Raw genomic sequence first — 25759 nt, 5'->3', positions numbered from 1 at the left:
CTCCGACATCGGACCCCGACTCTCCACAACCCGGGCAGCCGATCCCACCTGCGGGAAAGCGTCCCGACGAGCGTCGATTACGCCTTCCCGCGAACACCTGTCAAGCACCTGCAGTGGCAGCCGCGACAGCCGTACCTTCGGACGATCGACGAGGGGAGATCGCCATGCCACAGGGACGCGGATCGAACAGCCTGAAAGACCCCGAACTGTACGAGGAGCTGCGCGAGGACGGCGCATCCAAAGAGAAGGCCGCCCGCATCTCGAACGCCGCCGCCCGCGACGGCCGCGAGAAAGTCGGCAGCCGCGGCGGGAAGTCCGGTGACTACGACGACTGGACCGTCGACGAGCTGAAGAAGCGTGCCAAGGAACTGGGCATCTCGGGATACTCGGGCAAGAAGAAGGCGCAGATCATCTCGATGCTGCGCGACCACTGACGTGGCCCGACTCGTCCGGGTCCGCCCCGACGTGGATGCCGGCATCCGCCGCATCCGCTCGGGCAAGGGATTCCGGTACACGGATGCCGCCGGCGCGGCGGTCGGTCGTCGCGACCGCGCCCGCATCCGCACGATCGTCATCCCGCCGGCCTGGCAGGACGTGTGGATCTGCGCCGATCCGCAGGGGCACATCCAGGTCGTCGGGACCGACGACGCGGGCCGGCGCCAGTACATCTACCACCCCGAGTGGACGCGCAGCCGCGACAAGGGCAAGTACGCCCGCGCGCTCCAGCTGGCCGAGTCGCTGCCGCGTGCGCGGTCGCGCGCGACGGCCTCGTTGCGTCGCGCCGACCTCGATCGCGAGCGGGTGCTCGCGGCGGCCTTCCGTCTGCTCGATCGGTCGGCCCTGCGCATCGGGTCGCAGCGCTATCTGCTGCAGCACGGCAGCCGCGGCCTGACGACGCTCCGCCGTCGCGATGCCTCGGTCGCCGACACCATCGTCAGCCTCGCGTTCTCGGGTAAGAGCGGTCAGCGCCAGGCGCTCGAGATCCCCGACCCCGATCTCGCGACGGCCATCATGCTCCTGATCGAGGGGCGGCCGTCCTCGCCCCTGCTGGCATGGCAGCGCGAGCGCCGGCGGGTGCCGCTCACGCCGACCGAGGTGAACGCCTACGTGCGCGCGCTGACGGGCGGCCCGTTCACGGCGAAGGACTTCCGGACGCTCCGCGGCACGGTGGTCGCCGCGGACGCCCTCGCCCGCATCGGCATCGCCGAAACCGCGCGAGCCGTGCACCAGGCGGAGGTCGAGGCCGTGCGCGCCGCCGCCACCGCGCTCGGCAACACCCCGGCGGTCGCGCGCAGCTCGTACATCGACCCTCGGGTGTTCGAGCGCTATCGCTCCGGGATGCTGCTCGACACATCGGTCTCGCCCGAGACGGCCATCCGCTCGCTCGTCCTCGGCTGACCCGCTCGCGAACCGGTGTGGCGGCGTCACCGCGTACGACCTCGGGTCTACCGTGGGCGGCGTGGTCGAGCGGGCGCGTGTCTCGCCGCTCACGCTGATCCTCGTGATGATCGGTGGCGCGGCGGGCGTCGCCGTGCGAGCGGCCGTCACGCTTCCGTTCGCCGGATGGACGCATCCTCTCGTCGTCCCGGCCCTCACCGTGGGCTGCAACCTGCTGGGGTCATTCCTGCTGGGTGTCGTCGTGGGGCGCTGGGGAACCGCCCGGCCCCGCCTGCGCGCGTTCGCGGGCACGGGAGTGCTCGGCGGGTTCACCACCTACAGCGCGTTCGCCGTGCAGTCGATCCAGGTCGCGACCAACGCGCCGGTGGTCGGACTGCTCCTCGTTCTCGTGACCCTCGCAGGGGGCCTCGTCGCCGCCGCGCTCGGTCTGTCCGTCGGAACGCGCCGCGAGGCCGAGGCATGACCGCGATGAGCGGGGGGATGCTGGCAGCCCTGATCGCCGCGGGCGGGGCCGGTGCCGGCATCCGCTACGTCCTCGACGTGCTGCTCACTGGCGGACGCCGCGACGCCTTCCCCGTCGGCATCCTGGTGGTCAACGTCACCGGTTCGGGTCTGCTGGGTCTTCTCACCGGGATGGGCTCGATCGTGGCACCCGACTGGCTGGCCGTGCTCGGGGTGGGACTGCTCGGCGGATACACGACTTTCAGCACCGTCTCGGTGGACAGTGTGCGCCTCGCGCGCCGCGGTCGCCGCGACTGGGCGGTCGTGAACCTCGCCGGCACCCTGATCGCCGCGGTGCTCGCGGCGGCGATCGGCCTCACCGTCGGCGGGCTGCTGCCCCGCTGAGCACGCACCCGCCGGGCGGCGCCGTGGGATACTGAGCGTCGATACATTCCTGTATCGACGAGCGCCGACGCGCTCGGGCCTGAATCACATCGACTGCGCCGGTTCTGGCGCTCCGAGGGATACCGTGTCGAAACTCGCCGTCCTGAGCTTGAAGAACCGCGCGCTGATCGCGCTCATCACGATCGTCGCCGCGGTGTTCGGTGGCCTCGCCCTGACGAACCTCAAGCAGGAGCTGATCCCCTCGATCGAGCTGCCGCAGCTCTCGGTGGTCACGACCTACCCGGGCGCGTCGCCGGAGGTGGTCAACACGGATGTGTCGACTCCCATCGAGACCGCCATCCAGGGCGTTCCCGGTCTCGAGTCGACGACGGCGACGAGTTCGACGAACGCGTCGATCATCCAGGCCTCGTTCACGTACGGCACCGACCTGGCGACCGCCGAGCAGAAGATCCTGCAGGCGATCAACCGCATCGACAGCCAGCTTCCCGACGGGATCACCCCCAGCGTGCTGAGCTTCTCGCTCGACGACCTCCCGGTGATCCAGCTCGCCGTCACCGGGTACGACGACGAGGAGTCCGTTCAGGCGCGGCTCGAGAGCACCGTCATCCCCGACCTCGAGGACGTCGACGGCGTCAACGCGGCCCAGGTCGTCGGCGGTCGCGTCGAGCGCATCACGATCACGCCCGACCAGGCCGCGCTCGCCGAGTCGGGCTTCACCCAGCAGGCCATCCGCGACGCCCTCGATCAGAACGGCGTCCTCTTCCCCGGTGGCGAGATCACCGAGGGCGACGAGTCGCTGACGGTGCAGACCGGCGCGAAGATCGCGTCGGTCGAGGAGCTGTCGGCCCTGCCGCTCGTGCCGACGGACGCCGCGCAGCTCGCCGGGGGGACGACCACGATCGGCGACGTCGCCGCGGTCGCGCAGGAGCCGTCTCCCATCACCTCCATCTCGCGCGTCGACGGTGAGCCGGCGCTCACGATCGCGGTCACGAAATTGCCCGCGGCCAACACCGTCGACGTCTCGCACGGTGTGCTCGACGCCCTTCCCGCGCTCGAGGACGACCTGGGCGGCGACGCCCAGTTCACCGTCGTGTTCGATCAGGCGCCGTTCATCGAGCAGTCGATCGAGGCCCTCGCTCAGGAGGGGCTGCTGGGACTCGTCTTCGCGGTGCTCGTCATCCTGCTGTTCCTGCTGTCTGTGCGCTCGACGATCGTCACCGCGATCTCGATCCCCACGAGCGTGCTCATCACCTTCGTCGGCATCCAGGCGTTCGGCTACTCGCTGAACATCCTCACCCTCGGTGCGCTGACGATCGCGATCGGTCGCGTCGTCGACGACTCGATCGTCGTCATCGAGAACATCAAGAGGCACTACGTCGAGGGCGCCGACAAGCTCGCGTCGATCACTCTCGCCGTCCGCGAGGTCGCCGCCGCCATCACGGCGTCGACCATCACGACGGTCGCTGTGTTCCTGCCGATCGCTTTCGTCGGCGACCTGACCGGCGAGCTCTTCCGCCCGTTCGCGCTGACCGTCACGATCGCGATGTCGGCGTCGCTGTTCGTCTCGCTGACGATCGTGCCGGTGCTCGCGTACTGGTTCCTGCGCCCGGGCAAGCCCGTCGTCACCGCCGACGGCCGCCGCATCGATCCCGAGCACCCCGACGCGCCGCCCTCGCGCCTTCAGAAGGCGTACCTGCCGGTGCTGCGCTGGACGCTGCGCCACTCGGCGATCACCCTCGTGCTCGCCGTGCTCGTCCTCGGCGGCACGCTCGCCGCCGTGCCCTTCATGAAGACGAACTTCCTGGGCGATTCGGGGCAGAACACCTTCACCATGACCCAGACGCTCGGGCCGGCGGCATCCCTCGACGCGGAGGATGCCGCGGCGCAGCGCGTCGAGGACGCGATCACCGGCCTCGAGGGCATCGATGCCGTGCAGGTGTCGATCGGATCGTCGGGATCCCAGCTCCGCGACGCGTTCTCGGGCGGGGGCGGCGGCGTGACGTACTCGATCACGACCGACAGCTCGGCCGATCAGCTCGAGGTGCGCGACCGCGTGCAGCGCGCCGTCGCCGATCTCGACGACGTCGGCGACATCCAGATCGCAGCGGGAGGCGGCGGCTTCGGCTCGAGCGACATCGAGATCGACGTCACCGCGCCCGATCAGACGGCGCTGGGCGATGCCGCCGACGCCGTCATCGCCTCTCTCGAGGGGACCGACGGGATCAGCCAGGTGACGTCGAACCTCTCGGCCTCGCTTCCCTATATCGCCGTCACGGTCGACCGCGGCGCCGCGGCTTCTCTCGGCCTGTCGGAGGTCGCCGTCGGCGGCATCGTCTCGGGCACGATGCAGCCGCAGTCCATCGGCACGGTCGAGATCGACGACACCTCGCTCACGGTCTACCTCGCGGCGTCGCAGGCGCCCGCGTCGATCGACGAGCTGCGACAGCTGACGATCCCCACCGCCGGCGGGCCCATCCCGCTTCAGGATGTCGCCACGGTCGAGCAGAGCGAGGGCCCGACGTCGATCACGACGCAGCGCGGACAGCGCACGGCGACCGTGACGGTGACGCCGGCGGGCGACGACCTCAACACCGCATCCGCGACGGTCTCGGACGCCCTCGAGAACGTGGAGCTGCCGCAGGGCGCGGACGCCGAGATCGGCGGCGTGCTGACGCAGCAGCAGGATGCCTTCGCGCAGCTCGGACTCGCGGCGCTGGCGGCCATCCTCATCGTCTACATCGTGATGGTCGCGACCTTCAAGTCGCTCCGTCAGCCGCTGCTGCTGCTGATCTCGGTGCCGTTCGCGGCTACCGGCGCCATCCTGCTGCAGATCGCCACGGGCGTTCCGCTCGGCGTGGCCTCGCTCATCGGCGTGCTGATGCTCATCGGCATCGTCGTGACCAACGCCATCGTGCTCATCGACCTCGTCAACCAGTACCGCGAGAAGGGGCTCTCGGCGCACGACGCGACCATGGCCGGAGGATCGCGTCGTCTGCGACCGATCCTCATGACCGCGCTCGCGACGATCTTCGCCCTGACGCCCATGGGCCTCGGGATCACCGGGCACGGCGGGTTCATCTCGCAGCCGCTCGCCATCGTCGTCATCGGCGGACTGATCTCGTCGACGTTGCTGACCCTGCTCGTGCTGCCGACGCTCTACAACCTCGTCGAGGGCGCACGCGAGCGTCGCGAGGCGCGGCGCCGCGGGGACGTCATCGCCGGTGCCGGCGCGGACGGGGAAGACGACGGCCGCGGCGGTCGCGACGGCTCGGCGGTGCCGAAGACCCGCCGAGAGCGTCGTCTCGCCGAGGCCGCGACCGCGGAGCCGACGCACCTCGTCGTCCCGGTCGACGGTTCGCCCGATGCCCCGACTCATCTCGTCATCCCGGTTGCGGCGGACGAGCACGATCTCGCTCACGCCGATGAGACTCTTCGGGCCGCGGGATCCGGTGTGCCGGGGGACGGGTCGTCCCGTCGACGGGCTCAGCGCATTCCGGGGCCTTCTCGCGGACCCCGCCGCCGCCGTCTGGCCTGACCGCCGCACCCCTCCGTACCCGGGGGCTGCCGGGCTGGGCTGGGCCGCCGGTCTGCGCTGGGGCCTGCGGGTGGCCGAGTGCCGGGATGCAATGAATCGTTTGCGGCGCGCCGCGAACGAGGGCTCGACACCGGCGTGTCGCCCGGAATCCATTGCATCCCGGCATCCGGCATCCGGCATCCCGACTCGCCGGATTCCCAGGCGGATGCCGTATCGTTGGCGGGTCGGCTCTGGACAGCGCGTGATCGCGACAGGTTTTGTGAGTCCATGGGGCCGATGGTGAGCGCCGATCGGCGCGCATGACCATCATGTGAATGGCCCCCGGCCGACGGATGTCCGGGTTTGCCCGCGTGCGCGCGGGCGCTGTTCTCGTGCAGAGAACCCAGAAGGACACGCCCATGCCCAAGAACAAGAAGCCGGCCGGCGGCCGCGCTCAGAACTTCGAGCCGCGATTCGGCAAGAAGACCTCGTACCAGGACGCCAAGCGTCGCCCCGGCCAGTCGTCGGCGGGAACGGCCGGCAGCAAGAGCCCGGGCCACCGCGGCTACCGCGCCGAAAGCGAGGACACCGGCCGCAAGAACCGCTGGTCCTCGCAGGAGCGTGCCGGTCGCGACGAAGCCCGCGGCATCCGCTCGCAGGCCCGTGACGACCGCGGCGCGCGTGGCGAGCGGAGCGAGCGCCCGTTCCGCGACGACCGCGCACCCCGCGAGCAGCGCGGCTTCGGCGGCGACCGCCGTTCGGATGCCGGAGGCCGCCGCCCCTACGAGGCGCAGCCGCGCGACGACCGTCGCACCTTCGGCGACGCTCGCCCCTCGTTCCGCGACGACCGTCCGCGTCGTGACTTCGGCGACCGCCCGAACCGTGATGACCGTCCCCGTCGCGAGGACCGTCCGGCCCGGTCGTTCGATGACCGCCCGCGTCCCGACTTCGGCGACCGCCCGAACCGTGATGACCGTCCGCGGCGTGACTTCGGCGATCGCCCCAACCGTGATGACCGTCCGCGCCGTGACGACCGTCCGGCTCGTTCGTTCGATGACCGTCCTCGTCGTGACTTCGGCGATCGCCCGAACCGTGATGATCGTCCGCGTCGTGACTTCGGCGACCGGCCGAACCGTGATGACCGTCCGCGTCGTGACTTCGGCGACCGCCCCAACCGCGATGACCGTCCGGCTCGTTCGTTCGACGACCGTCCCCGTCGTGACTTCGGCGACCGCCCCAACCGCGATGACCGCCCCAACCGCGATGACCGTCCGAACCGTGACGACCGTCCTCGCCGGGATGACCGTCCGGCGCGTTCGCTCGACGACCGTCCTCGTCGGGACTTCTCCGACCGCCCGAACCGTGACGACCGTCCTCGTCGGGACTTCTCCGACCGCCCGAATCGCGACGACCGTCCGCGCCGTGACGACCGTCCGGCCCGGTCGTTCGATGACCGTCCCCGTCGTGACTTCTCCGAGCGTCCGGCCCGCGACGACCGTCCGCGTCGCACCGACGGACCGAACCGTTCGGACTGGAACGCCGAGACGAAGTCGAAGGCGCACCAGGACCACGTCGACACCGTCCACGAGCGCCTGCAGGCCGAAGCCGTCGACGCGGCATCCGTCGCGCAGTCGTCGTTCGGCGACCTCGGACTGGGCGACAACATCGTCCGTCAGCTCGAAGCTCTCGGTGCGGCATCCCCGTTCCCGATCCAGGCGGCCACGATTCCGTCGATCCTCGAGGGCAAGGACGTCCTGGCCCGCGGCCGCACCGGCTCGGGCAAGACGATCGCCTTCGGTGCGCCCCTGGTCGAGTCGATCCTGCGCAGCCAGGCCGGCAAGCGCCGCGAGTTCGGTCGTTCGCCGAAGGCGCTGATCCTCGCTCCGACCCGCGAGCTCGCACTGCAGATCGACCGCACGGTGCAGGCGATCGCGCGCAGCGTCGGCCTGTTCACGACGCAGATCTACGGCGGAGTTCCGCAGGCGCGTCAGGTCGGTGCGCTCAAGAAGGGCGTCGACATCATCATCGGCACCCCCGGACGCATCGAGGACCTGCAGAACCAGGGCAAGCTCGACCTCTCGGAGGTGGGAATCGTCGTGCTCGACGAGGCCGACCACATGAGCGAGCTCGGGTTCCTCGAGCCGATGCAGCGCATCCTCCGTCTCGTGCAGGACGGCGCGCAGAAGCTGCTGTTCTCCGCGACGCTCGACCGCGAGGTCGCCGCTCTGGTCGACGAGTTCCTCGTCGAGCCCGCCGTCTACGAGGTCGCGGGCGAGAGCCAGGACACGTCGACGATCGACCACCGCGTGCTCGTCCTCGACCACCGCGACAAGGCTGAGATCCTCAACTCGCTCGTCGACCGGGACGGCAAGACGCTCGTCTTCGCCCGCACCCGCGCGTACACCGAGATGCTCGCGGAGCAGTTCGAGGACGTCGGTATCGCGGCGGTCGCGCTCCACGGCGACCTCAACCAGGCCAAGCGCACACGCAACCTGCAGCGGTTGACCGACGGCAAGGTGCGCGTCCTCGTCGCGACGGATGTGGCAGCCCGCGGCATCCACGTCGACGACATCGATCTGGTGATCCAGGCCGATGCGCCCGACGAGTACAAGACGTACCTGCACCGGTCGGGCCGTACGGGTCGCGCCGGTCGCTCGGGTGCCGTCGTGACGCTGATCACGCGTCAGCGTCGTCGTCGCATGACCGAGATGCTCGAGCGTGCTGAGATCGACGCCCCGTTCGACGATGTGCGCCCCGGCGACGATGTCCTCGAAGAGGTCTCGGGCCGGCAGCTCTCGAACGTCGACGCCTGATCTGACGCCCCGCGCCGACGCGGCATCGCGAAGCCCGCGAGTCTCCCCGACTCGCGGGCTTTCGCGAGCGCGCGGCGTGGGTGCGGGGGTGTGGGGGTGGGCCGGTGCGCGGGCGGGGCGAGGCTCGGCTGCTGCGGTGACGCGCGGCGTCCGCGGTGAGAATCGCGTTGCCGCGTGGATTTTGGCCGCAGATCGCTAATCTCACCCGGCCGTGGCGATGCGGGCGTGGGTGCGGGTGCGGCGGCGAGGTGCGCGGGCGGGGCCGGGGCTCAGCTTCCGCGGCCACGTGCGGCGTCCGCGGTGAGACTCGCGTTGCCGCGCGGATTCTCGCGGCGGATCGCGAGTCTCACCCGGTCGTGGCGATGCGGGCGCGGGGCGCGGGTGCGGCGGCGGGGGTGCGGGGGCGGGGCTCGGCTGCTGCGGCAACGCGCAGCGTCTGCGGTGAGACTCGCGATGCTGCGCGAATTCTCGCCGCAGATCACGAGTCTCACCCGCTCGTCGCGTTGCCGCGCGGATTCTCGCCGCAGATCGCGATTCTCGCGGCCGGGCGGAACGCTAACCGGTCAGAAGAGCGTGGGGGCGGATGCCGTGGCGGCGCGGCCGCGCGAGGTCGTGACGACCGGGCCGGGGCGGAACCGCCGCGTGCTGGGCTGTGCCTCTTCCTCCTCGAGCCCACCGCGGAGCCGATGCCGCGCGAGCAGAGGCCGCACCCGTGCGGCGAGCATCCGCCGGTAGCCCTGCGGTGCCTGCACCGCAGCTCCCGGGTACAGGCCGCGGTATGCCGGCACGAGGTCGGGGCGTTCGCGCGCGAGCCACTGCTGGAACCACGGCTTCACGCCCGGCCGCAGGTGCATCGCGCCGTAGACGACACGGGCGGCGCCGGCATCCGCGATCCGGCTGAGCGCGTCGTCGAGCACCTCCACCGAGTCGGTGAGGTGCGGCACGATCGGCATGAGGAACACCGTCACGCGGAACCCGGCGGCGCTGGCCGCCCGCACGGTGTCGAGGCGCGCGGCGAACGTCGGCGCGCCGGCCTCGAGCAGCTGCCGAAGCGGCTCGTCCAGCACGGCGATCGACATCGCGAGGTCGACCGGCACGGCGGCGGCCGCCTCCGTCAGCAGCGGGAGGTCACGGCGCAGCAACGTGCCCTTCGTGAGCACCGAGAAGGGCGTTCCGCTGTCGACGAGCGCGGTGATGATGCCGGGCATGAGCCGATAGCGGCCCTCCGCGCGCTGATACGGATCGGTGTTCGTGCCGAGTGCCACCTGCTCGCGAGCCCAGGTCGGCTTCGCGAGCTCGCGACGCAGCACGTCGGCGACGTTGAGCTTAACGACGATCTGGGAGTCGAAGTCGGCGCCGGCATCCATGTCGAGGTACTCGTGCGTGCCGCGCGCGAAGCAGTAGACGCAGGCGTGCGTGCATCCGCGGTACGGGTTGACCGTCCAGTCGAAGGGCATCGCCGAGGGTCCGGGCACGCGGTTGAGCGCGGACTTCGACATGACCTCGTGAAACGTCACCCCGGCGAACTCCGGCGTGGTCACCGAGCGCACGAGACCGTTCAGCGTCTCGAGGCCGGGCAGCGCTGCGGCATCCGCCACGCCCATCTGCTGTCCCTGCCATCGCATGAGAAGATTCGAACAGAGATTCGAAGCGATGTCAATCGGGAGTCGCGTGGCACCGGCAATCGCCCGGTGCTCAGGGCAGAATGGGGGCGTGGCGCACCCGACCGAGCCCGAGACGCGTCGCTCGCGACGCGAACGGACGCCGGCGACGCACCCGCTGCCGAGCCGTCGTGCGCTGCGGGAGCGCGCCGTCGCCACCGCGACACCTCGCGGCACCGCTCCCGCTCCCCGCTCGGCGACCGCGGAACCAACCGGGGCGGAAGCAACCGAAGCGGATGCAACCGAGGCTTCCACCGCGACCCTGCGGCTCCCCGTATCCGTCTATGCGCGCCGACGGGCGGTCGCGGTCGTCGCCGGGCTCGCGGTCGTCGCGCTCGTCATCGCCGGAGCCATCGGGATCGCCTCGCTGCTGACCGGGGCGTCGGATCCCGCGCCCGTGGATCCCGTCGCCGCCGCCGTGGGAGCGCCTCCGGAAGACGTGCCGAGCGCGACGGCGATCCCCGCTCCGGCTCAGTCCGGCACCGCTGCGGCCCAGCAGCCCGTCGTCGACGCCGGCGCGGGGGTGCAGACCTCGGGCGCCGCCGACCCCTGTGCGGATCCCGCATTCCAGCAGGCGCTCGCATCCGGCTCGGATGCCGATGCCATCGCCGCGGCAGGCGGGGCCGAGTCGTTCCGCGCTGCTATCGCCGGCGGCACCGCCCCATGCATCGACCTGCACGAGGCCGGGCGCACCTGGGTCGTCGTCAACAAGCTCAACGCGCTCGACCCGATCGACTACTGGCCCGAGCCGCAGGCGCGCGCCGACGGCGTCGAGCGGACGAGCGGCGGGCACATGCGCGCCGATGTCGCCGCATCCCTTTCGCAGCTTGCGGCCGCCGCGCGCGACGAGGGCGCCGGGACGATCGGCGTGAACAGCGGATTCCGCTCCTATGACCTGCAGGTATCGACCTACCGCAACTACGTCGGGCAGCTCGGTCAGCAGAACGCCGACCTCACGAGCGCGCGCCCCGGGCACAGCGAGCATCAGACCGGCCTCGCCGTCGATGTCGTCGCATGCGACGGCGGATGCGGCTCGATCGAGCGGTTCGGCGGCACGGCGCAGTCCGACTGGGTCGCCGCCAACGCGCATCGCTTCGGCTTCATCATCCGATACCCCGATGGCTACACCGACACGACCGGGTACGAGTACGAGCCCTGGCACCTGCGCTACATCGGCCCGGAGCTCGCGACGCTCTACGCCGAGGGCGGCTACCGCACTCTCGAAGACTTCTTCGGGATGCCGCCAGCCCCGACCTACGCCGGCTGACCCGGCGACAGGAGGGCAGGGGCGCGGGTCAGGCGGGCGTGCGGCGGCGGGCGAGGGTCGCGACGCCGGCGGCGCGCAACCGGTCGCCGATCAGGATGCCGAGCCACGTGGCCGCGACGCAGCTCGCGATGCACAGGGCGACGAACCCGATGAGCACGGGTGGGGCCATGCTCCACAGGTCGAACGACTGCGCCGCGAGGGCGGGGTACGTCGCGCCGATGATCGCGGCACCGGCGTAATGCAGCCACGTGTTCCAGCGTCGGTAGAGCGTGGCGAGGAACGGCAACTCGGGGAAGAACGACCAGTAGAGCATCGTCGCGACCGATCCGATCGTGAAGAACGGCGCGAGCACGAGGCCCGAGATGAGCCCCACGAGCATTCCTGCGCCCGGCCGCTGCAGCAGCCGGAGGGCGATGACGGCGGGAAGCACCCACAGCCCCGCGATCGCGACGGTCGCGAACGGCACCGTGAGGAACAAGGTCGACGACGCGACCCAGGCGGGGGCGAGCAGCGCGCTCGCAGCGACCCCGATCGCAGCGCAGGTGAGCAGGTACGCCGTCGACACGCGAGCGGCGCGTGGCCGGGGATCTGCGGTCATCGCCCGTCCCGTCCGTCGTGCTCCGTCGCCGCCTGCGACTTCGGGGTCGGCGAGCTCGCTCCCTGGCGCCAGTAGCCGATGAAGCTGATCTGCTCTTTCGGGATGCCGTGATCGGCGACGAGCATCCGCCGGGCTGTGGTCGGCAGCGACTGCTCACCAACGACGAACGCGTGGAGGGGCTGCGCGGGCAGCCCGTCGGCGCCGAGCGCGGCGAGAGCCTCGAGGGCGGCCGACCCCGGTTTCGCGTGCGGGTCGCGGACGAGCCAGCGCACCTCGATGCCCGCGGGTGCCTCGAACTCCAGGATGTCGTCGCTCGACGGCGCCTCGATGAGCGCGACCCCGGATGCCGTACCCGGAAGCGCCGCGCAGATAGAGGCCACGGCCGGAGCACCGGTCTCGTCGGCGACGAGCAGCACCCGGTCGACACCTCGCTCGGGGTTGAAGCGCAGTCCCTCATCGATGATGACGACGCTCTCGCCCGCGTGGGCCTGCGAGGCCCAGCGCGAGGCGGGGCCCGCGGTGGGTCCCGAGCCGTGGAGCACGAAGTCGACGTCGAGCTCGGCATCGCCCGACGGCCCCGACGGGCGGTATGCCCGCACCGAGTAGTTGCGCATGACGGGGCGCTCGCCGGTCGGGATGCGGAGGTACTTCAGGTAGCCGAGCAGCGTGTTCGCCTTCTCGGGGATGCGCTCGAGGGCGCCGCCGCCGAGGGGAAGGAAGAGGCGGAACCACTGGTCGTAGCCGAGCGGCACGAATCGGTCGATGTCGCCGCGACCGAACGTCACCCGCATCCAGTGCGGGCCGAGCCGTTCGGCGCGCACGACCTCCAGATGGAGCAGGCCGGGCGTCGCCGGCTTGACGAGGGCGCTGGTCCGAGTCATGTGCGTTCCTTCCGGGGATCGACGGGGTGAAGGTGGGGGCAGGGCATCACGCGGCCCACGGGAAGAGGGCGACGAGGATCGCGGCGGAGGCGAGCCAGAACGCCGCGATGAAGACGATGTCGCGCCGCCGGAACGGGACGAGGTGCCGCTCGGTGCGGTCGCGGTGGGCGCCGAAGGCGCGCGAGTCCATGGCCAGCGCTACCCGCTCGGCGTGACGGATGGCCCCGGCCAGCAGCGGGACGACGTACCCGCCCCACCGGGCGACCGCGGCGAACGGGCCGCGCCCACCATGTGCACCGCGTACCCGGTGCGCCTGCCGGATGAGCTCGAGCTCGTAGCCGAACCGCGGAACGAACCGGAACGCCGCGAGTGCCGTGTAACCGACGCGGTACGGCACCCGCAGCTGCTGGACGGTCGCCCGGACGAGGTCCGGCCCCGTCGTGGTGAGCCCCGCGATGAACGCCAGGGCGGCAATCGCGCCGAGCCGCAGCCCGGTCGCCATGCCCGTCTGCACCGCGCCCGCGTGCAGGGTCCAAGCGCCGATCTGCAGCAGCGCGGGGGTGTCCGCCACGCGTGCGGCGTCGACCCACAGCGACATCCCGGCGCCCACGAGCAGGATGCCGAGGGGGAGGGCGATCACGAGCAGCAGCGCTGTACGGAGACTCCAGCGCGCCCCGACGAGGAGCACCGCGTAGGCGAGCGCGAGCAGCGCCAGAGGCGTGGCGAGATCGCGGGTGAAGATGAGCGCCACCATCGCGGGGACGGGGGCGGCGAGCTTCGCCAGCGGGTTGAGCCGGAACAGCAGCCGCCGCGAGGGCGCCGCCGCGTAGGGATCGAGCGCCGTGCTCGCGGTCGCGGTCATCGCGGCTCCCGCGGCAGGTCGCGCAGGCGTGCGATGCCCGAGAGCTCCGGGAACCCGTCGAGCCCGTGCAGGGCGCGGCGCAGCGGCGGCATCCGCAGGGCGGCGGAGCGCAGCAGCTCGTCATCGCCGAGGATGTCGGCGGTCGGGCCGTCGGCGACGACGCGGCCCCCACCGACGACGACGCAGCGCTCGGCGTATTCGCTGACGAGCTGCATGTCGTGCGTGACGACGAGGATCGTCGTGCCGTCGCGGTTGAGGTCTCGCAGCACGTGCAGCAGCTCGTCGGCGCGGGCGCGGTCCTGGCCGAACGTGGGCTCGTCGAGGGCGAGCACCGGGGCTCCGGCGATCAGGGCCGTGCCGACCGACAGGCGGCGCTTCTGGCCGCCGGAGAGCAGGAACGGATGCCGGTCGGCATGCGCTTCGAGGCCGAAGCGGCGCAGCATCCCGTCGACGCGCTCGCGCACCTCGTCGCCGGACATCCACTGGCGACGCAGGCCGTGGGCGAGCTCGTCGAAGACCGTGTGCGCGACGAACTGATGCTCGGGGTTCTGGAAGACGAATCCGACGCGCTCGGCCACCGAACGGGGGTCGGCCCGGGTCGGATCGAGCCCGCCGACGTCGATGCGCCCGCGGGGACCTCGGACCACGCCGGCGATCGCCTGGATGAGGCTCGTCTTACCCGCCCCGTTGGCGCCGACGATCGCGACGAACTCGCCGGCCGCGACTTCGAGATCGACGTCGTGGAGCACGGTCGTCCGGCCTCGCCGGAGGGTCAGATCGCGCACCGAGACCGCCGGCGTGCGCGCCGGGACCGGCGGCGTCGTCGCGTACGTCGGAGAATCGCGCGTACTCCGGACAGAACCGGCGGAGGTCTCCGACGGTGACGCAATTCTCCGATTCTCGTCACCGGATGCCGCTGCCTCGAGCCCAGCGCGCAGCTCTGCCGGCGTCAGGGGGAGCGGGTCGAGCAGGTACCCGGCCTCGCGCAGGCGCAACGCCGCGAGGGCCGAGACCGGCAGCCATACGCCGATCTCATGAAGCTCGGCCGCGCGCTCGCGCAGCACCGCCCCGATCGGCCCGTCGGCGATGGTCCTGCCGTCGTGGTCGAGGACGACGACGCGGTCGGTGAACCCGATGGCGGCGTCGAGATTGTGCTCGACGAGCAGGATCGCCCGGTCGCCCGCCGCGGCGATCTCGCCCAGAGCGGCGTAGACGTCTTCGATGCCCTCGGGGTCGAGGTTGGCAGTCGGCTCGTCGAGAACGAGCAGGGGTGAGTCCATCGCGAGCGCGCACGCGATCGCCAGTCGCTGCCGTCCGCCGCCGGAGAGCCGGTCGGGGTTCTCGTGGCGGCGCTCCCACAGGCCCATGCGCCGCAGCGCGTGCTCGGCGCGGGCGAGAACCTCATCGACGGGCAGCCGCAGGTTCTCGGGACCGAAGGCGACTTCGTCGAGCAGCGTGCCCGTGACCAGCTGCGCGTCGGGGTCTTGGAAGACCATGCCGACCCGCGTGCTCAGTCGGGCGATGGGCGTCACCGTGGCGTCGTCGCCCGACACGTGCACCGACCCCTCGACCGTCGCGGGGATCGCCTGCGGGATCAGCCCGTTCGTCGTCAGCGCCACGGTCGACTTCCCCGACCCGCTGGGACCGAGCAGGAGCACCACCTCGCCCGGCGAGATCGTGAACGTCGCCCCCCGCGTCGCGGCGGCATCCGAGCCCTCGTACGTCACCGCGAGCTCGCGCACGGCGAGCAGGGGCGGGGGCGTGTGTGCGGCGACGGGCGTTCCCGCCGTGGCCGCCCCGGATGCGGCGGATGTCACGGGCGTCCTCGGGTCGGATTGAGCCGTTCCAGCTTAGCTTAGCCGAGCCTAACTTCACCGGTTCCGGACCGCTGGCCCCCTCGTCGCTTTGCAGCTCGCCCTCGCCTCAGTCCCGGCGGGCTCAGTCGAGCGCGGGGATGAGCAGCACCTTGCCGGCGTCTCCCGTGAGCAGGTGCACGGCCTCGTCGGCTTGGCGGAGGGGCAGGCGATGCGTCACCAACCAGTCGAGGTCGACCCGACCCGACTCGATGAGAAGCAGCAGCTGGTCCCAGCTCTCCCAGAGCTTCCGGCCGTAGATGCCGCGGAGGGTGATGCCTTTCTTGTTGATGTACTTCGCGATATCGATCGGTGCCGGCTCGCTCGGGTGGCCGATGGTGATGAGCGTCGCCTCGCGCCGGAGCGCCTCGAACAGCGGAGGGAGCACACCGCGTACGCCGGAGACCTCGTACGCGACGTCGAAGCCGCCGCGGCTGCCGGAGATCTCCTGGCAGATGCCGGCGATGTCCTCGGTCGGATGCAGCACGCGTGCGCCCAGCGAGCGGGCCTGCTCCTGGCGGAACGGGTTCGGCTCGACGGCGATGACGTTCGCCGCGCCGAGGGTGAGCGCGAGCTTGGCGATGACGAGTCCGACCGGGCCGCATCCGTTGATCAGGACGTTCTGGCCGGCGACGGCATAGTCGGCGCGCTGGATGGCGTGCATCGCGACGCCGGCGCCCTCCAGGAGCGCTCCGGTCTCGAGCGAGATGCTGTCGGGCAGCTTCACGCAGATGTCGGCGGGGACGGCGACCTGCTCGGCGAACACCCCGTCGATGTGCATGCCCAGGATGCGGGTGTTCTCGCATGCGTTCGCGCCGCCCGAGCGGCACGCGTGGCAGTGCCCGCAGATGAGATGACTCTCCATCGCGACGCGATCGCCCACCGCGAAGCGGTCGACGCCCTCGCCGACGGCGACGATCGTGCCCGACCCCTCGTGGCCGAGCACCACCGGCAGCGAGAGCGCGAATGCCTGCGCCGAGGGCGTCCACTCGTAGAGCTCGCGGTCGGTTCCGCACAGCGACGCCGCCGCCACCTTGACGAGCACCTGGCCGGGGCCGGCCTCCGGCTCCGGGTAGTCCGCGCGGTAGTCCAGGCCCTTCTCGGCTGATGACTTCAGGACGGCTCTCATGATGTTCCTTTCGGGGATGCGGGAGCGCCGACGAAACGGCGCAGGATGTCGACGGGGCCGACCTGACCGCCCTTGAGGAGCAGTCGGCAGTCGGCGACGGGGGAGCGGTCATCGGCCCGACAGATCGGGCCGGCGGTGACGAACTGCTCGCTGACGCGCAGCTCGGTGACGCCGAGGGCGAGGAGAGCGTGGCTGGAGGTGTCGCCGCCGAAGATGGCGATGTCGCGAGTGAGACCTCGCTCGACCATCGTCCTCGCGAGGCGGCCGATCGTTCCGCCCACGTCGCCCGAGTCGAACGCGCCGAGGCGCATCCGCGGGTCCTCGGTGCCTCGCAGCGTGTGCGCGATGACGTTCCGGCCGTCGCGAAGGGCCGCCGCGGTGGCGTCGACCCACGCTCCCGCGGGCGTCGGCTGATCGAACGCCTCGCCGGGGACAGCGATCTCGACCCAGCCGGCGGCGACGGCATCCTCGATCTGATCCGCTGTCGTCGCCGAGGCGGAAGCGCTCACGGCGAGCGCCGGACCGCTCGCGGAGGTCACCCCGGTCGCGCGGACCGCCCCCCTGCCGCGTCGCCGGGCGAGCGCAGCCATGATGCCCCCGGAACCGACGACGACGGCGCGGTCGATGTCGGCGAGGAGTGCCGCGGCCACCTCATCCATGTGCCCGGGATCGACCGCGTCGACGACGAAGGCACCCGCCCCGGCGCGGCGCTGGCGCCACTGCCCGGCGAACGTGCCGTCGCTGTAGGCCGGCAGGTGGATCTGCTCGACGAGGGCGGGGGCGCTCTGCTGGGCGGCGATGACGGCGCGCAGGTCCGCTTCGTCCATCGGAGTCGCGGGGTGGCGACTCATGACGGGGTGGCGATCCAGCCGGTACACCTCGCCGTTGTAGAGGCCGAAGTGCTGGCTGAACGCGGTGTAGCGGCCGAACTCGGGCTGCGCCGGCGCGACCGCGATCGCCCCGTGTTCCGGCCACTGCTCATGGAGGAGCTCGATGGCCCGGCCGATGTTGCCGACCGTGGGCGATGAGTCGAACGTCGAGCACACCTTGTAGAGGAACACGTCGAGGTCCTCGTCGGCGAAGGGGCGCAGTCCCTCCCGGACGGCGGCCTCGAGCGCCTCTCCGGCGAGCGCGCGCGACGGGCCCGCGATGCCGACGACGTCGGCGGCGCCCGGAAGGGGTCCGTGCGGATCGAGCGAGAGTGCGGCATCCAACCCCTGTGCGTGCGCCTGCGCGAGCACGTCGGCTGCGCCGGTGAGGTCGTCGGCGAGGAATCCGATGCGGCTCATCGTGCGCCGGCTCCGAAGAACTCGACGGCGCGGGCGAGGGGCTCGTTCCGCCGCGCTGCCGCCTCGAGCGACTCGCCCGCCACGGCGGCGGCCCACGACTCTCGGAGGCTCTCGATCCCCGCCGCCGCGCCGCCGGGGTGCGCAGCGATGCCGCCGCCGGCGAGCATGAGGAGGTCTGTCGTGTGCAGGGCTTTCCAGGTCGGGTGCGGCGTGAAGACGTTCTGCCCCGACGACAGGGTCGGCAGCACTCGCTCACCGCGGCCGAGCGGGGTCAGGAGGTGGCGGACGTTCTCGCTGACCTCGGCGTCGCGCTCGTAGAACTTGCTGCCCAGCCCGCTCACGTGAAGATGATCGGCGCCCGCGAGCCGGGCGAGCTTCTGCCACGCCGCATACGACACACCGAGCCCGGGGTGACGCATCGACGCCGCGAGCCCGCCCCGGTGACCGTGGATCGGCACGCTCGCGAACGAGCGGAGGTACGCGAGCGCCGGCAGCCCCATCACCGGGATGGTCAGCATCACGCACGTGCCCCCGGCGTCGACGACCAGGTCGTGCCGCTCGCGCAGACCGGCGATGTCGCCGGTGATGTTGAAGGCGTACATCGTGCGCTTGCCGGTGACCTGCTCGGCGGCCGTGATCTCCTCCATCGCCACTCGTACGCGGGTGGCGAGCGGGAGGTATTCGGGATCGGTCATCAGCTCGTCGTCCTTGATCAGGTCGATCGACGCCCGCGCCAGGTCGCGCACGACCTGGCGGTACTCCGCCTCTTTGAGCCCGACGTTCGGCTTGACGATCGTCCCGACCACGACACCGTCGTCGAGCCCGATCAGCTCGCGGGTGCCCCGGACGCCGTACGCCGCACCCGGGTGGGCGTCGACGAACGCGTCGGGCAGGTCCAGCGCCTGCAGCCGGCAGGCGAACAGGTCGCCGAGCTCGAACAGGTTGCCGGCGACCGCCGTCAGGGTGGTCGCGAGGTCGCTGCCGACGTTCTCCATCGGGAACTCGAGCTCGATCTCGGCCGCCGTCACCTTTTCGGGGGCCGTCCGCGACGGAAGGGAAGGCGCGACCGTTCCGAGCACGCGCACCGCGGTGACCTCGGCGCCGTGGCGCGACCGGAGCTCGTCGGACTCACCGGGCACCTGCACGAAGGTGCCGCTGGATTGCTCCCCGGCGAGCAGGGCGGCTGCCCGCTCGGGCTCGATGCTGGATTCGATGGAGTAACGCGCGGTCAGGCGGCGGGGGTCTCGCATGGTTCTTCCAATACTCGGGATCAGTCGGATGCGGTGGAGGTCTTGATCGACCCCGTCACCGCGACATTGTTCTTCAGGCCGCCCTCGGCCTTCATCACGAACGCGGCCACGAGGGGCGCGAGGATCGCGGTGACGAGCACGGCGGCGGCGGCCTGGGCGCTCGCCGCGCCGACGAACGGCTCGAACGCCGGGTCGGCGACGGCCACGACAGCCGGGACGGCGACGGCATTGCCGGCGGTCGTGCCGGCCGCGAACCCGATGCCGCTCTGGTTGCCGCGTTTGAGGACGAATTTGTAGCCGAGGTAGGTGAGGCCTCCCGTCAGGATGACCACCATGACGCCGAGCACGATGCCCGCGAGCCCTCCCGTGAGGACGTTGCTGATGCTGATGCCGGTGCCGACGCAGAAGGACATGAAGGGGATGGTGATGGCGGCGGCGCCGTTGAGGACCTTCGTCCACTCGCGGTCGACCGCGCCGATGATGAGGCCCAGGATGAACGGCACGAGGGCGGCGACGAAGGCGATGATCGGGATGTCGCCGAGGCCGGAGGCGCCGAGGAAGATGAGCGCGAGGAACGGGCCGTCGTCGAATGCGCTGGCCACGTATGCGCCGCGGTCGCGTTCATCGCCGTACTGTCCGGCGAAGGCGAGCCACAGCGCGCCGTTGCTGTTGCCGAAGATCGTGATGAGCGCGAGCACCGAGACGCCCAGGATGCCGTCGATGCCCACCGTCAGCCCGAGCGTCACCGCGAGGGTGATCGGGACGAGGGTCTTGGCGAAGAGGACCACGAGCGTCGTGCTGGCGGCCGCCTTGCCGCTGCGACTGCCGGTGATCTGCGCGCCGGTGGCGACGATCAGGACGGCGATGAGCGTGAGGGTGCCGTCGCGGAACAGGGCCGTCGTGAACCCGCCGATTCCGAGGGCGTCGGGGGCCAGGTTGCCGAAGGCGATGCCGAGTGCGAGGGGAATGAGCATGAGTCCGCCGGGGATGCGGCTCATGAAACCGAACATGGGGAACCGCGACTTTCCGCCGCCGTCGAAAGAGTGCATGGTCACATCTCCGTTGATGTCGTCCGTACGATTTGTACGTACCTTTTGTACTGGAAGATTCGCGCGTGGTCAAGGGAGAATGGTGAGACATCGAGCAGGAGAGGTGACGACGATGGCCGGGCCTCATACGACGGTGGACCGTCGCTCGGGCGAACCGCTGTACGCGCAGATCGCGGCCGACCTGCGCGAGCAGATCAGGACCGGGCTGCGCTCGCCCGGGTCACCGCTGCCGCCCGAGCAATCGCTGCAGGAGATCTACGGCGTCTCTCGGAGCGTCGTTCGTCAGGCGCTCGACCAGCTCGCCCAAGACAGGCTCATCAGCCGCGAGCGCGGCCGCGGCACGATCGTGCTGCCCTCCGACCACTACCGCAGGCAGGCGCGACGAGCCGGCGGGCTGAGTCAGCAGATCGCCGCGCTGGGCGGGGAGCTGTCGACGCGCATCGTCTCGCTGGAGTGCCTGCCCCCGTCGGCGGAGGTCATCGAGACGCTCGGCGAGCAGTCGGCATGGCGGCTGGAGCGCGTGCGCTTCGTCGACGGCGAACCGCTCATCCACATGGTGACGTGGATCCCCCTCGCGCTCGCGCCGACGCTCGACGAGCGCTCTCTCGACGGGGGCTCGCTGCACGACTGGATGCGGGCGCAGGGTCTCGACCCGCGGGGTGGTCCTCGTCAGCTGCGGGCCACGGCCGCGAGCGTCGAGACCGCGGGATTCCTCGGTGTCGAGCCGGGCAGCCCGGTGACGCTGCTGGAGGGCGTCACGCGCGACGAGTCCGGTCGCGCGATCGAGGTCTTCTCCGCCTGGCATCACCCTCGCACGGTCTTCGACCTCGACGCCGAGGTCGAGCAGCAGGCCGTGCCGACGCGCGCGGAGGAGCTGCTCCGCGAGATCCGCTCCATGCTGTCGGAGTGAGCGCTTCCGCCCCCCGCAATCCGGTGAGCGGGCCTCAGCGCCGCGCGACCCCGGCGCGGCGCAGGCCGACGCCGATCCACAGGCCGACCGCGGTCCACGCGACGGGACCGAGCAGCGCCAGAGCGAGGTAGGCGATCTGCGCCCACGGGGCCAGCGCGCCCAGGTCGGCGATGAAGAACACGGCCAGTGCGACCACGATGCCGATGACGACGCCCGAGACGAAGAACCGCCACGGGGCCCACGAACGGTAGCGGACGAGAGCCGCCACGCCTTCCTGCAGCGCACCGAACAGCAGCGCGGTGCCGAGGAACCGGAACGTGTAGGGCGGCGCGATGGCCGACGACGCCAGCGCCGCGACGAGGTGCGACACGAGCGCGACCCACGGCAGGCGCAGGGTCTCCTGCGCGATGATCCCCGGCAGCACATGGACGCCGAGCACGAACCCGTACAGGATCGGGACGGCCGCGATCACCGGAGCGGCGAGCCAGCCTTCGAGGCCGCCGAGCAGACCGGTCGCAACGCCGATCGCAGCGCAGACGAGCAGGACGCGCGTCGAGAGGCGGGATGCCGGGGCCACCCGACCAGCCTATGGGACGCCGCATCCGGGCCGCCCGCCCAGCCCCCGTGACAAATCGGAGAGTCACCCCTGTCGATGGCGACCTGAATGAAAGCCGAGGGTTCCTTGTGTCGGACCTGTGAGCTAGGTTGACTTCACCGCGCGCCGACGACGCCGCGCGGACTGCTCATCCATCCCCCCACTGGAGCGCATATGGTTCGCACCACCCTGCGAACAGTCGCGGCCGTATCCCTGGCCGCCCTGTTCACAAGCTCTGCCGCAACGGCATCGTTCGCTGCAACGGGAGAGGGGGTGAACATCCCGGTTCCGATCGAGAGCGAGAGCGGGCGCTACATCGTCCTGCTCGACGAGGCTCCCGTCGCGACCTACGAGGGCGGCGAGGCCGGACTCGCGCCGACCAAGCCCGATGAGGGCGAGCGTCTCGACGTGCAGTCGCGTGCGGTCACCGACTACTCCGGCTTCCTCGAGCAGCGTCAGGAGGAGATCGCGAGTGAGGTCGGCGCCACGCCCGACGCGAGCTACCAGACCACTCTCAACGGGTTCGCGGCGCAGCTGAGCGCCGATCAGGCGGGCAAGCTCGCCGCGAAGAAGGGCGTGCTCGGCGTCTTCCCCGATGAGATCCGGCACGTCGACGCTGTGCCGTCGACGGAGTTCCTCGGACTCGAGGGTGCCGGCGGGGTGTGGGACAAGGTCGGCGGCATCGACGCCGCGGGCGAGGGCGTCGTGGTGGGTGTCGTCGACACCGGCATCGCGCCCGAGAACCCCTCCTTCGCAGGCGACGCCCTGGGCACCTCGGCGGGCGATCAGCCCTACCGTGACGGTGACGAGGTCGTGTTCACCAAGAGTGACGGCGGCGAGTTCCGCAGCACGGTCGTCGATCAGGGTGCCGGCACGAAGGATGCCTGGGACCCGTCGCTCCTGAACACCAAGCTCATCGCCGCGCACTACTTCGGCGACGGCGCCGCGGCCAACGGCTTCTCGTTCGCCGACGACCACCTGTCGCCGCGTGACGGCGACGGCCACGGCTCGCACACGGCGAGCACCGCCGCCGGTAACAACGGCGTCGAGGCGAGCGTCGAGGGCGTCGATTTCGGCTCGATCTCGGGCGTCGCCCCGGCCGCCAAGGTCGCCTCGTACAAGGCGTGCTACGTCGGGCCCGACCCGCTCGTCACGACCGATGACATCTGCGCCCTGAGCGACCTGCTGGCCGCGATCGACCAGGCCGTCGCCGACGGCGTGGACGTCATCAACTATTCGATCGGCGGCGGCTCGGCCACGACCGTGCTCGCACCGGAGGACATCTCGTTCTTCAATGCGGCGGCGGCGGGCGTCTTCGTCGCCACGAGCGCCGGCAACTCCGGCCCCGACCCCGTCACGGCCGACCACGCCTCGCCCTGGTACGCCACGGTCGCGGCATCCACCATCCCGACGTGGGAGGGCACCGTGCGTCTCGGCGAGGAGGGCGACACCTCCGCCGCGCAGTTCGCCGGCGCATCCGTCTCGGTCGGCTTCGGCGACACGATCTCGGGGCCGTCGGTGTTCGCCGGCGACGCCGGGCTCGCCGGTGCTGAGACGCCGAACCTCTGCTTGCTCGGCTCGCTCGACCCGGCCGAGATCACCGGCAAGATCGTCGTCTGCGACCGCGGTTCGAACGCTCGTGTCGAGAAGTCGCAAGCGGTCGAAGAGGCCGGCGGCATCGGCATGATCCTGACGAACGTCACTCCCGCCTCGCTCGACAACGACTTCCACACGGTGCCCACCGTGCACGTGGCCGACACCGCCCGCGCGGCCGTGCTCGAGTACGTGCAGGGCGGCACCGACCGCGTGGTGACGCTGATCGGCGAGAACGTGACCGGCATCGAGACGCCCGTGCCCCAGGTCGCGGGCTTCTCGAGCCGCGGCCCGATGCTCGCCGACGGCAGCGACGTCATCAAGCCCGACATCACCGCTCCCGGTGTCGCGATCCTCGCGGCCACCGAGAACGGCATCGACGAGGACCCGACCTTCGGCATCCTCTCGGGCACCTCGATGTCGTCGCCGCACGTCGCCGGTCTCGCCGCGCTCTACCTCGGTGAGCACCCGCAGGCGACTCCCGCCGAGGTGAAGTCGGCCATGATGACCACCGCATACGACACCGTGGATGCAGCCGGCGACGCCGTCACCGACCCGTTCACGCAGGGTGCCGGTCACACCGATCCGACGAAGTACTTCGAGCCCGGTCTGCTGTACCTGAACGGCCCGGCCGACTGGGCCGCGTACCTGCAGGGTCTGGGGCTGCGCGACTTCGGCGTCGACCCGATCGACCCGAGCGACCTCAACCTGCCCTCCATCGGCGTCGGTGCGCTCGGCGCGCCGCAGACGGTGACCCGCACGATCACGGCCACCGAGGCCGGGACGTACGAGGCGCAGGCATCCGTTCCCGGTGTCGACGTGCAGGTCTCGCCGTCGTCGGTGACGCTCGCCGCGGGCGAGTCGGCCACGGTCGAGATCACGCTGTCGCGTGTCGATGCTCCGATGGGCGAGTGGGCCACCGGCTTCCTCACCTGGACGGGTGGCGCGAACGACGTGCGCTCGCCGATCGCGGTGTTCCCGGTGCCCGTCGATGCTCCCGCGACCGTGTCGGGAACGGGCACCACCGGCTCGGTCGACGTCACCGTCGCTCCGTCGCTGACGGGTGAGATCGACCTCGGTCTTTCGGGCCTCGTGCCGCAGGAGCTGCGCGTGAACCCGGACTTCCCCGAGGTGCCCGGCCACTCCGGCGACCAGGACTCGTTCTACGACGAGGGTGAGGCCGGCTTCAACACCTACGAGATCGTCGACGTTCCGGAGGGCACGGAGTACGCGCGCTTCGCCGTCGAGACCGAGGCGACCGAGACGACCGACCTCGACATGACCGTGTACCGCGTCGTCAGCCCCGACGACCTGCGTTACTACGAGCAGTGGTCGTCGGCGACGGCATCCGCCAACGAGGCCGTCTCGCTCACCGCACCTACCGCGGGCACCTATCTGGTCAAGGTCAACCGGTTCTCGTTCAGCGAGCCGTTCACCTACGACCTCACCACCGCGGTCGTCGCGGCGGGGGCGTCGGGTGGCGAGTTCACCGCCACCCCCGACCCGCTGCCGACGGTGCAGGGCGAGAAGGCGACGTACACCCTTTCGTGGGCGGGCCTCGAGCCCGAGACGTCGTACCTGGGCGTGGTCCGCTACGGCGACTCGTCGATCCGGACGGTCGTCGAGGTCGAGTCGGGTCAGGCAGCCCCGGTCGCGGTCGTCGCGCCCGAGGTCACCGGAAAGGCGAAGGTCGGCAGCACGCTGAAGGCCACGGCCGGCGAGTGGGATCCCGCAGAGGTGACCGTCGCGTACCAGTGGCTCCGCGGCGGCGAGCCCATCGAGGGTGCCACCTCGGCGTCGTACAAGGTGACGCGCGCCGATGCCGGCACGGCTCTGTCGGTGCGGGTCACCGCGACGGCGGAGGGAAACCCGCAGGCCGGCACCGCGGTGTCGAACGAGGTGTTCGTGAAGTTCGCCTCGGCCACGACCGTGTCGCTCAACCGCTACGTCGGAACGGCTTCGCAGCCCTACGTCGTGTCGGTGAAGGTCACCCCGACCGGCGGCGCCCCGGCGACGGGCACCGTCGACGTCTGGGTGAACTCGACCCGGTACAGCGCGGACGTCGTCGACGGCACCGCGCGTGTCGAACTGCCTCGGCAGTCGCGTGGGCTCAAGGTCGTCGTCGCCACGTACGGCGGCAGCGACAGCGTCGAGGGCTCCGTGGGCCTGAGTGGCTTCCTGGTGCTGTGGTGATGACCGGCTGACGCGCTCGCGGCGCGGACGCGCGGGGCGCTCGGACTTCGGTCCGGGC

19 protein-coding genes are annotated in these 25759 nt (G+C 71.2%); 9 read left to right on the top strand and 10 right to left on the bottom strand.

Annotated features, from left to right (window positions below; translation table 11 throughout):
- Window positions 1-164: 164 nt before the first annotated feature.
- The 6 genes from ACPYN5_RS12650 to ACPYN5_RS12625 all read left to right on the top strand — a co-directional run bounded on the left by ACPYN5_RS12650 (window position 165) and on the right by ACPYN5_RS12625 (window position 8571).
- Window positions 165-434 carry a DUF7218 family protein gene (locus tag ACPYN5_RS12650; RefSeq protein WP_424449342.1) on the top strand — a complete coding sequence of 90 codons (270 nt, stop codon included), beginning with the start codon at window positions 165-167 and terminating at the stop codon, window positions 432-434.
- A gap of 1 nt (window position 435) precedes the next feature.
- Window positions 436-1398: a DNA topoisomerase IB gene (locus tag ACPYN5_RS12645; protein ID WP_424449341.1), complete on the top strand. Its 963-nt coding sequence runs from the start codon at window positions 436-438 to the stop codon at window positions 1396-1398.
- 61 nt (window positions 1399-1459) lie between these two features.
- The gene (locus ACPYN5_RS12640) at window positions 1460-1861 is read left to right on the top strand and encodes a fluoride efflux transporter FluC (protein ID WP_424449340.1); all 402 of its coding nucleotides are present in this window, start codon (window positions 1460-1462) and stop codon (window positions 1859-1861) included.
- A complete protein-coding gene (locus ACPYN5_RS12635; protein ID WP_424449339.1) occupies window positions 1858-2244 on the top strand; it encodes a fluoride efflux transporter FluC in 387 nt (128 codons plus the stop codon). The genes ACPYN5_RS12640 and ACPYN5_RS12635 overlap by 4 nt, the downstream gene beginning before the upstream one ends.
- A gap of 124 nt (window positions 2245-2368) precedes the next feature.
- Window positions 2369-5779 (top strand): efflux RND transporter permease subunit, encoded by a 3411-nt coding sequence (locus ACPYN5_RS12630; protein ID WP_424449338.1) that lies wholly within the window; start codon window positions 2369-2371, stop codon window positions 5777-5779.
- Window positions 5780-6177: 398 nt separating this feature from the next.
- A complete protein-coding gene (locus ACPYN5_RS12625) occupies window positions 6178-8571 on the top strand; it encodes a DEAD/DEAH box helicase (protein WP_424449337.1) in 2394 nt (797 codons plus the stop codon).
- A gap of 563 nt (window positions 8572-9134) precedes the next feature.
- On the opposite strand, the gene ACPYN5_RS12620 is transcribed toward ACPYN5_RS12625, so the two are convergent.
- The gene (locus ACPYN5_RS12620) at window positions 9135-10196 is read right to left on the bottom strand and encodes an Rv2578c family radical SAM protein (RefSeq protein ID WP_424449336.1); all 1062 of its coding nucleotides are present in this window, start codon (window positions 10194-10196) and stop codon (window positions 9135-9137) included.
- A gap of 88 nt (window positions 10197-10284) precedes the next feature.
- Between ACPYN5_RS12620 and ACPYN5_RS12615 the strand changes: the two genes are divergently transcribed.
- Complete coding sequence (locus tag ACPYN5_RS12615) at window positions 10285-11499, top strand: M15 family metallopeptidase (protein ID WP_424449335.1); 1215 nt, start codon at window positions 10285-10287, stop codon at window positions 11497-11499.
- A gap of 28 nt (window positions 11500-11527) precedes the next feature.
- On the opposite strand, the gene ACPYN5_RS12610 is transcribed toward ACPYN5_RS12615, so the two are convergent.
- The 8 genes from ACPYN5_RS12610 to ACPYN5_RS12575 form a co-directional block, all read right to left on the bottom strand.
- Window positions 11528-12097: an ECF transporter S component gene (locus ACPYN5_RS12610; protein ID WP_424449334.1), complete on the bottom strand. Its 570-nt coding sequence runs from the start codon at window positions 12095-12097 to the stop codon at window positions 11528-11530.
- The gene (locus ACPYN5_RS12605; protein WP_424449333.1) at window positions 12094-12978 is read right to left on the bottom strand and encodes a siderophore-interacting protein; all 885 of its coding nucleotides are present in this window, start codon (window positions 12976-12978) and stop codon (window positions 12094-12096) included. The genes ACPYN5_RS12610 and ACPYN5_RS12605 overlap by 4 nt, the downstream gene beginning before the upstream one ends.
- A gap of 46 nt (window positions 12979-13024) precedes the next feature.
- The gene (locus ACPYN5_RS12600) at window positions 13025-13840 is read right to left on the bottom strand and encodes an energy-coupling factor transporter transmembrane component T (RefSeq protein WP_424449332.1); all 816 of its coding nucleotides are present in this window, start codon (window positions 13838-13840) and stop codon (window positions 13025-13027) included.
- A complete protein-coding gene (locus tag ACPYN5_RS12595) occupies window positions 13837-15657 on the bottom strand; it encodes an ABC transporter ATP-binding protein (protein ID WP_424449331.1) in 1821 nt (606 codons plus the stop codon). Before ACPYN5_RS12595 ends, ACPYN5_RS12600 begins: the two co-directional genes overlap by 4 nt.
- Window positions 15658-15778: 121 nt before the next feature.
- Window positions 15779-16822, bottom strand: coding sequence for an alcohol dehydrogenase catalytic domain-containing protein (locus ACPYN5_RS12590; RefSeq protein WP_424449330.1), 1044 nt, complete (start codon window positions 16820-16822; stop codon window positions 15779-15781).
- The gene (locus ACPYN5_RS12585) at window positions 16819-18111 is read right to left on the bottom strand and encodes a four-carbon acid sugar kinase family protein (RefSeq protein ID WP_424449329.1); all 1293 of its coding nucleotides are present in this window, start codon (window positions 18109-18111) and stop codon (window positions 16819-16821) included. Before ACPYN5_RS12585 ends, ACPYN5_RS12590 begins: the two co-directional genes overlap by 4 nt.
- The gene (locus ACPYN5_RS12580) at window positions 18108-19361 is read right to left on the bottom strand and encodes a RuBisCO large subunit C-terminal-like domain-containing protein (RefSeq protein WP_424449328.1); all 1254 of its coding nucleotides are present in this window, start codon (window positions 19359-19361) and stop codon (window positions 18108-18110) included. Before ACPYN5_RS12580 ends, ACPYN5_RS12585 begins: the two co-directional genes overlap by 4 nt.
- A gap of 20 nt (window positions 19362-19381) precedes the next feature.
- A complete protein-coding gene (locus ACPYN5_RS12575; protein ID WP_424449454.1) occupies window positions 19382-20410 on the bottom strand; it encodes a 2-keto-3-deoxygluconate permease in 1029 nt (342 codons plus the stop codon).
- 112 nt (window positions 20411-20522) lie between these two features.
- On the opposite strand from ACPYN5_RS12575, the gene ACPYN5_RS12570 reads away from it, so the two are divergent.
- Window positions 20523-21320: a GntR family transcriptional regulator gene (locus ACPYN5_RS12570; RefSeq protein WP_424449327.1), complete on the top strand. Its 798-nt coding sequence runs from the start codon at window positions 20523-20525 to the stop codon at window positions 21318-21320.
- A gap of 34 nt (window positions 21321-21354) precedes the next feature.
- Here ACPYN5_RS12570 and ACPYN5_RS12565 read toward each other — a convergent pair whose 3' ends face one another.
- A complete protein-coding gene (locus ACPYN5_RS12565) occupies window positions 21355-21897 on the bottom strand; it encodes an ECF transporter S component (protein WP_424449326.1) in 543 nt (180 codons plus the stop codon).
- 192 nt (window positions 21898-22089) lie between these two features.
- Here ACPYN5_RS12565 and ACPYN5_RS12560 point away from each other — a divergent pair, with 192 nt between their 5' ends.
- Complete coding sequence (locus ACPYN5_RS12560) at window positions 22090-25701, top strand: S8 family serine peptidase (protein WP_424449325.1); 3612 nt, start codon at window positions 22090-22092, stop codon at window positions 25699-25701.
- The last annotated feature ends 58 nt before the right edge of the window (window positions 25702-25759 follow it).

The sequence above is a fragment of the Microbacterium arborescens genome, from assembly GCF_049707515.1.
GTDB classification, from domain to species: Bacteria; Actinomycetota; Actinomycetes; order Actinomycetales; family Microbacteriaceae; genus Microbacterium; species Microbacterium arborescens_B.
This window is presented reverse-complemented; position numbering and strand designations above follow the sequence as displayed.